The organism is Mycobacterium sp. (genome assembly GCF_050701675.1).
GTDB lineage: Bacteria > Actinomycetota > Actinomycetes > Mycobacteriales > Mycobacteriaceae > Mycobacterium.
This window is the reverse complement of sequence record NZ_JBOGDD010000436.1, coordinates 1-7,981: the sequence shown is the minus strand read 5'-3', so window position 1 is coordinate 7,981 and position 7,981 is coordinate 1. Positions and strand designations below refer to the sequence as shown.

Sequence of the window (7,981 nt, the reverse complement as noted above, 5' to 3'; positions counted from 1 at the left end):
CTCGACGTCTTCGGCTCGCTCGCAACGCAATCCGACACAACCCAGGGCCTCGGCCAGCTTGAGGAAGTCCGGGATGCGACGATCGTGCGTCGACAGGCCGGTCTGCGAATAGCGGCCCTCGTAGAAGAGGGTCTGCCACTGCCGCACCATGCCGAGGTTTCCGTTGTTGATGACGGCGACCTTGATGGGCGCGCCCTCGACGGCGCAGGTGGCCAGCTCCTGGTTGGTCATCTGGAAGCAGCCGTCGCCGTCGATGGCCCACACCTCGGCCTCGGGGCGGCCGAACTTGGCGCCCATCGCTGCGGGCACCGCGTAACCCATGGTGCCGAGGCCACCGGAGTTCAGCCACGTCTTGGGGTTCTCGTACTTGATGAACTGAGCGGCCCACATCTGGTGCTGCCCAACGCCTGCCACGTACACCGCGTCCGGGCCCGCGATGCGGCCCAGCGTCTCGATGACGTACTCGGGGCTCAGGCTGCCGTCGCTCTGAGGGCCATAGCTCAACGGATAGGTGGCCTGCACGCTGCGCAGGTACTCCCACCAGTTGTCCAGGTTCGACCTGGCGGCAGCCACCTGACCACCGCCCCGGTCGCTTCGCTCCTGCCCTCCGGAACCACTCCCCCGATCGCTTCGCTCCTGCCCTCCGGAATCCCGGCGCAGGACCTCGAGCAGATCGGTGATCACGTTCTTGACGTCACCCACGATCGGCACGTCGGCGTTGCGGTTCTTGCCGATCTCCGCCGGGTCGATGTCGGCGTGGATCACCTTGGCATCCGGAGCGAACGAGTCGAGCTTGCCCGTCACCCGGTCGTCGAAACGCGTGCCGAGCGCGATCAGCAGGTCGCTCTTCTGCAACGCGCCCACCGCCGCGACGGTGCCGTGCATTCCCGGCATGCCGAGGCTCTGCGGGTGGCTGTCGGGGAAGGCGCCGCGGGCCATCAGCGTGGTCACGACCGGGATGCCCGTCAGGTCGGCCAGCTCCAACAGCTGCTCGGTCGCCTCACCGCGGATGACGCCGCCACCCACGTACAGCACCGGCTTGCGTGCAGCCGCGATGAGCTTGGCGGCCTCGCGCACCTGCCTGCTGTGCGGCTTCGTGTTCGGCTTGTAGCCGGGGAGGTCGATCTTCGGCGGCCAGCTGAAGGTGCACTCACCCTGCAGCACGTCCTTCGGGACGTCAACGAGAACTGCGCCGGGACGACCACTGCGGGCGATGTGGAAGGCCTCGGCCATCACCTGGGCGATCTCGTCACCATTGCGGACGAGGAAGTTGTGCTTCGTGATCGGCATGGTGATGCCGGAGATGTCGGCTTCCTGGAAGGCGTCGGTGCCGATCAGGGCACGACCGACCTGTCCGGTGATCGCGACGACCGGGATCGAGTCCATCTGGGCGTCGGCCAGCGGGGTGACGAGGTTGGTGGCGCCAGGACCCGAGGTGGCCATCATCACGCCCACCTTCCCGGTGGCGTGTGCGTACCCGCTGGCGGCATGCCCGGCGCCCTGTTCGTGGCGCACCAGCACGTGCCGCAGCTTCTGCGAGTCGAACAGCGGGTCGTAGACCGGCAGTACGGCGCCGCCCGGGATGCCGAAGATGACGTCGACGTCGAGTTCTTCGAGCGAGCGGATCACGGCCTTTGCACCGGTCATCCGTTCCGGGGCAACCCGTTTGGGCTGCGGGGCCGGCGTGTTCGGGCCTGCGGGCGTGCCATTGGCACGCTGGGCCGGTTGCGGTGGCCGCGTGGTCGGTGCGCTCACGATGTCCTCAAGTCCTCGATTTGTCTTGGTCGGCGGGGGTTCTGATGTTCTCGGGCAACAAAAAACCCCCGTCAGCGGATGCTGCACGAGGGTTGCGCGTCGGTGCTCGTAGGCTCTGACTGGATTACTCAGTCGGGTTACGCACCAACGCGCGAACCAATTACTACGAGAATTGCGACGGTCTGCATAACCGTTGACGGTAGCCTCCGTACAGCTCAAAGGTCAAATTCCGGGGCACCATCACGCTACTCGTGGTCGGTGGAAGGATGGCGGGGTGAGTTCCCCATCCGCCTCGGCGCCCTCGGTCCCCGTCGTCATCAGGATTTCGGCGATGGCGCACATCGCGGTCGGTTTCTTCACACTGGGGTTGCTCGCGTTGGTCTTTGCCAATCCCCGGTGGTTCACGGCGTTGCTGATCATTCCGGTCGCAGCGTCCGCGGCGATCATTCGTTACCGCACGACCGCCGATCGCGACAAGGTCACGGCGCGGTCGCTGACCGGCAGCCGGACGGTCGCATGGGAGGACGTCGACGGGTTGCGCTTCGACGGAGGCTCGTGGGGGTCGGCGCATCTGAAGGACGGTTCGGACGTGCGACTGCCCGCCGTGACGTTCGCCACGCTGCCGCAGCTGACCGCGGCCACCGCCGGTCGGGTGCCCAACCCCTACGAATAGGCGCTCAGGCGAGTGGGTTGGCGCCGTTGAGAAGCACCCACACGCCGACGCCGGCGCCGATGCCGAGAACCAGGGCGGCCGCGGATCCGACGAACGGGCGCCTGGCCCAGCCTCTGCCCGCATCGAGGCCGTAGCGGCCGGGACCGGTCAGCGTCAAGGCGGCGGCCAACACGATCAGCACGACCAGGTATTCGTGCCCGTCGGGCAGGAAGAACGGGAAGTAGTTGCCGTCGGGCTGTGCGGCAACGGCTGCCAGCAGCGAGTTGATCAGGTATGCGACCGCGGCCGCGGCGGCCAGTGGCGTGAACAGGCCGAGAACGAGTAGCACGCCTGCGCCGATCTGGGCACCGGCGCCTGCGTAGGAGAGGATGCCCGCGTGCTGGTAGCCGAGGTCGGCCAGTGACTGGCCGAAGCCATTGAGCCCTTGACCACCCCACAGGCCGAACGCCTTCTGCAGGCCGTGGACGATCAGCAGGGCGCCGAACCCGACGCGCAGCAGCATCAACCCGAGGTCCTGCGTGCCGCGACGACCCGCCGCCTTGTCGGCGCCGAAGCCCTCCGGCTCGATCTCGGTCGGCTCTGCGGCGTGCCTGCCTGCGGGCTGCACGTAGGGCAGCGGCTCGGGTTCACCGAGCAGGCCGTATCCGGAGTGCTCCTGGCTCCCCGTGGCCGTGTCGTAGCGCGGGATGGCGGTGGTCTCGAAGTCGCCTGCATACGTCGATGACGGCAGGTCGTCCTCCGGGTCGACCAGGCGTGCCGACGCGGGTCGCACGGCTGAGGCCTCGCGGTCCTCAGGTCTCTGCCACGCACGCGGATCGTGAGAAGTACTGGTCACGTTTCCCAGAGTAAGTGCACTCCACCTGCGAATCGCGGATTGGCGCGTGCTTTCCTGCGGCGATTCGCGGACCAGTCGCCGGTCGGCGCAGCCCACCGACGTGGCGCGCACTGCCCGGCGGTCCGTAATCTGGCGGGCATGAGTTTGCACCGGCCGACCCGTGGTGTGCTGGTGCTGCTGTGCGCGGCTTTGCTGGTCGGGTCGGGTTGTGCCCGGTTCGACGATTCCCAGGCTGCGCCGTTCACCACCGAGCCGCAGCTGGCTCCCCCTCCGAGTGCCGAACCGACGCCACCACCTCCGCTGCCAGGGCAACCCTTCCCGAAGGTCTGCGCCGCGAAGGGCGTGATGCAGGGCTGTCTCGAGAGCACCAGCGGGCTGATCATGGGCCCCGACAGCAAGTCGGCGCTGGTGGCCGAGCGGGTCACCGGGGCGGTCAAGGAGATCGCGACCAACGCCGAACCCAAGGTCAAGGTGGTCATTCCCGTCGACCCGTCCGGTGACGGCGGCCTGATGGACATCGTGCTCTCACCGACGTACGAGCAGGACAGGCTGATGTACGCCTACATCAGCACGCCGACGGACAACCGCGTCGTACGGATCGCCGACGGCGACGTTCCCAAGCCGATCCTCACGGGCATTCCGAAGGGCGCGACGGGCAACATGGGCGCGCTGATCTTCACCAGCCCGACGACCCTGGAAGTCCTTACCGGCGATGCGGGCAACCCGGCTCAGGCCTCTGATCCGGGTTCGCTGGCAGGCAAACTGATCCGGATCGAACAACCGACGACGGTCGACCAGGCACCGCCGACGACCGCGCTGAGTGGGGTTGGCGCCGCGGGCGGGTTGTGCATCGACGGCGGTGACGGCTCGCTGTACGTGACTGACCGCACCCCGGCCGGTGACCGACTTCAGCGCATCACGAAGGACTCGGTCGTCTCGACCGTGTGGACGTGGCCGGACAAGCCGGGGATCGCCGGGTGCGCGGCCACCGACGGCGCAGTTCTGGTCAACATGGTCAACACCAAGCAGACCGTTGCGGTACGACTGGCGCCCGATACGGGCGCGGTGACCGGCCAACCCGAGGTGATCCGGCAGGACGCCCATGGCCACGCCTGGGCGTTGGCGCTGTCCCCCGACGGCAACGTCTGGGGCGGGACGGTCAACAAGACCTCCGGTGACGCCGAGAAACTCGACGACGTCGTCTTCCCGCTCTTCCCGCAGGGCGGCGGGTTCCCCCGCACCAACGCCGAGAACACCTAGCAGGCGCTAGCTGCAGGCGGCGAGCACCATCTCGCGCACCAACGCCGCGTCGGCCTGCCCCTTGGTCGCCTTCATCACCGCACCGACGATCGCCCCTGCCGCCTGCACCTTGCCGCCGCGGATCTTGTCCGCGACGCCGGGGTTGGCGGCCAACGCCTCGTCGACTGCCGCCTGGATCACCGAATCGTCGCGGACCACCGCGAGTCCCCTGTCGGTCATCACCTGCTCGGGCTCGCCCTCGCCCGCGAGCACACCCTCGATCACCTGGCGGGCCAACTTGTTCGACAGCTTGCCCTCGTCGACGAGCGCGATGACGGCAGCCACCTGCTTGGGTGTGATGGCCAATTCGGATGCCGCCACCCCCACTTCATTGGCCTTCTGCACCAGGAAGTTTCCCCACAGCGCGCGGGCGGATTCACTCGGCGCCCCGGCTGCGACGGTGGCGGTGACCAGGTCGATGACGCCGTTGTTGACGAGGTCGCGCATCACCTCGTCGGAGATGCCCCAGTCCTGCTGGATCCGATTGCGTTGCAGCCACGGCAGTTCGGGGATGGTGCCGCGCAACCGCTCGACCAGTTCGGCACTGGGTGCGACGGGCTCGAGGTCGGGCTCGGGGAAGTACCGGTAGTCCTCCGCGGTCTCCTTGCGCCGGCCGGCGCTGGTGTACCCGTCCTCGTGGAAGTGTCTGGTCTCCTGAATGATCTCCCCACCGTCGTCGAGAATGGCTGCCTGTCGGCGCATCTCGTAGCGAACGGCCACCTCGACGCTCTTGAGGGAGTTGACGTTCTTGGTCTCGGTGCGGGTGCCGAACTCTCCTGCGCCGATGAGCCTGAGCGAGACGTTGGCATCGCAGCGCATCGAGCCCTGATCCATCCGCACGTCCGATACGTCCAACCCGCGCAACAGATCCCGCAGGGCGGTGACGTAGGCGCGGGCGATCTCGGGAGCCCGCGCTCCGACGCCCTCGATGGGTTTGGTGACGATCTCCACCAATGGGACGCCCGCCCTGTTGAAGTCGAGCAGCGACGTGGTGGCCCCCTCGATGCGGCCGGTGGCACTGCCGAGGTGCGTCAGCTTCCCGGTGTCCTCCTCCATGTGCGCACGCTCGATCTCGATGCGCCAGGTCGTGCCGTCCTCGAGTGGGGCGTCGAGGTAGCCATTGACCGCGATGGGCTCGTCGTACTGGGAGATCTGGTAGTTCTTCGGTTGATCGGGATAGAAGTAATTCTTGCGGGCGAAGCGGCCCCACGGCGCGATGTCGCAGTTCAACGCGAGCCCGATCCGGATGGCGGATTCGACGGCCGCCTGGTTGACCACCGGCAACGACCCGGGCAGCCCCAGGCACACGGGGCACACGTGCGAGTTGGGCTCGGCGCCGAACTGGTTGGCGCACCCGCAGAACATCTTGGTCGCCGTCGACAGCTCGACGTGGACCTCCATGCCCATGACGGGGTCGTAGCGGGCAATGACCTCGTCGTAGTCGATCAGTTCGGCGGAGGCAACAGACATGCTGCAATCCTAGTTAGTGATCGATCTCCTCCTGCGAGCAGACACGAGGGACCCTGAAACACGCACATTGAGGGCCCTTTGCGTCTGCTCACGAGAGAACTCTCACCCGAAGAACTCGGCGGCGCCGTCGGTCACGGCGAGATCGTGATTCTGCTCCGCTCATCGTGTAGCTGGAGATGTCCGGCGACCACGACCACCACCGTGCCCGCGGCGGCGACGCCCAGCGGGACGGCCATGTGGATCTGCAGCAGTGCCGCCCCGGCCAGCGCGCCGAGGAAGATGACGACGATCGCGCTGAACCTGCGGTTGACGATGGCGCCCGACGTCCCGCGCACCCAGGTCTCCCCGGCCAGGCTCGTCAGCGTGGAGGTCACCACGACTGTGGTCATGTCCTTCACCGCCAGCTTGCGCGCGACCATGGCCTGCTGACCCATCACGGCGGCGATGGCAGTGGCGATCACCACCTGCACGTGGGTACCGAAGTTCTCCACGACGACGGCGACGACGGTCAGCCCGGCCAGAACCGCAGCGCCAACGCTCAGCAGGGCGGTGACGCGGTGGTCCCAGGTGGACGTGATCGATCCGCCGGGGCGATCGCGCAACACCCAGCCTGCGGCGAAGGCGCCTGCGGTGAATCCGGCCAGCGCCACCGCGGGCCCCAGTACGGGCAGATCATCGGCGCCTGCGACGCCGATGCCGAGGATGACGATGTTGCCCGTCATGTTGCCGGTGAACACGCGGTCGAGTCCGAGGTATCCGACGGCGTCGACGACACCGGTGACGAAGGTCAGAGCGATCATGGTGGCGAGGGCCAGCTGCGGCCGGTCCGGTTGTCGCATGCGCGGATCAGTACACCAGGATGGCGAACACCGTGCACAGGACCAGTCCGGTCATGACCGGCAGGAAGCACTTCCGCGCCAGGCTCAGCACCGGCACCCTGGCGAAGCCGGCCACGGCGACCAGCGACGACCATGCGACGAGCGTCCCGCCCCCTGACCAGATGTTGCCCATCTGCCCGATGGCCGCCAGCGTGCTCGGATCCATCCCCACGGCCGGACCGAGGGCGCCGGAGAGTGAACCGGTCAGCGGCAGGCCACTGAACCCTGAGCCCTCCAGGCCGGCGACGAGGCCGACGAGGAGAACGCCGAAGGATGTGATGAACGGGTTCGGGGACAGGTGTGACTGCGCGGCGTTGATGAGGTCGAAGAGGATGGCCGGTCCCGAAACACCTTCTGGCAGGCCTAGAATCGCGCCGGAGAACTCACCGTTTCCAATGAAGAAGAAGCCCGCGATCGGTAGCACGATGCCCATCGCCTTGAACGCGAACACCAGACCGTCGACCACGTGCCGTGAGGACGTTTCCAGGAAGTTGCGCTTGTCGTTGGTGGCCGCGCCGGCGAACAGGATCAGGGCCGCGATGCCCCCGACGATCGCCGCGGCGTCGCCACCCTTCAGCGGTGGGACCGCAGTGGTGAATTTGCCGAGCAGAAGGTAGACGATGAAGGCGAGGTACACCAGCGGCACCAGCAGCGCAAAGACTCTCGCGGGCAACGTCTTCGGCAGCGGGTCGACGCCCACCTCCGGAGCCGTCAGCACCGCCGTCCCGGTGGCGGCGGCAGGTTCGGCCGTAGTCGAGCCGCCAACCGGAGCGGCTGTCCGCACATCGGCACCGCCGTCGGCGCCGTGACCCGAACCCACGGGCTCGACCTTCTCGCCGGCCGGTTCCACGCCAAGTCGGTCGGCCTCGTTCTCCCAGGCGAGGAGTAATTCGGCCGACGGCTTGCGCCAGGTGCGGCGCTGCATCACGAAGGTGATGATCAGCGCGGTCAGTCCCACGATGAGCGAGAGGACCAGCGCCTTGTCCGCGACCGCGTCCGGGTCGACGCCTGCGGCCTTTGCGGAGATCCCGGGGGCGACCTTGATGATGTAGTCCGCCGACAGGGCCATCC

At 67.6% G+C, this 7,981-nt stretch carries 7 protein-coding genes; 2 read left to right on the top strand and 5 right to left on the bottom strand.

Annotated elements, in window-relative coordinates:
• The coding region (locus ACRDUX_RS13185) for a thiamine pyrophosphate-binding protein (RefSeq protein WP_526414473.1) at positions 1–1,755 on the bottom strand (1,755 nt) is incomplete at its 3' end.
• Between the two features lie 331 nt (positions 1,756–2,086).
• On the opposite strand from ACRDUX_RS13185, the gene ACRDUX_RS13180 reads away from it, so the two are divergent.
• Positions 2,087–2,428, top strand: coding sequence for a PH domain-containing protein (locus tag ACRDUX_RS13180; RefSeq protein WP_526414474.1), 342 nt, complete (start codon positions 2,087–2,089; stop codon positions 2,426–2,428).
• Positions 2,429–2,432: 4 nt separating this feature from the next.
• Here the strand turns inward: ACRDUX_RS13180 and ACRDUX_RS13175 are convergent, their stop codons facing one another.
• Complete coding sequence (locus ACRDUX_RS13175) at positions 2,433–3,263, bottom strand: DoxX family protein (protein WP_526414472.1); 831 nt, start codon at positions 3,261–3,263, stop codon at positions 2,433–2,435.
• 138 nt (positions 3,264–3,401) lie between these two features.
• Here ACRDUX_RS13175 and ACRDUX_RS13170 point away from each other — a divergent pair, with 138 nt between their 5' ends.
• On the top strand, positions 3,402–4,523 hold the full coding sequence (locus tag ACRDUX_RS13170; RefSeq protein ID WP_526414471.1) for a PQQ-dependent sugar dehydrogenase: 1,122 nt from the start codon (positions 3,402–3,404) through the stop codon (positions 4,521–4,523).
• A 6-nt stretch (positions 4,524–4,529) separates the two neighbouring features.
• Here ACRDUX_RS13170 and gatB read toward each other — a convergent pair whose 3' ends face one another.
• The 3 genes from gatB to ACRDUX_RS13155 all read right to left on the bottom strand — a co-directional run.
• Positions 4,530–6,032: an Asp-tRNA(Asn)/Glu-tRNA(Gln) amidotransferase subunit GatB gene (gatB, locus tag ACRDUX_RS13165; protein ID WP_526414470.1), complete on the bottom strand. Its 1,503-nt coding sequence runs from the start codon at positions 6,030–6,032 to the stop codon at positions 4,530–4,532.
• 131 nt (positions 6,033–6,163) lie between these two features.
• Positions 6,164–6,871, bottom strand: coding sequence for a DUF1275 family protein (locus tag ACRDUX_RS13160; RefSeq protein ID WP_526414469.1), 708 nt, complete (start codon positions 6,869–6,871; stop codon positions 6,164–6,166).
• 7 nt (positions 6,872–6,878) lie between these two features.
• Positions 6,879–7,981: hypothetical protein (locus tag ACRDUX_RS13155; RefSeq protein WP_526414468.1), on the bottom strand; the 1,103-nt coding region annotated here is incomplete at its 5' end.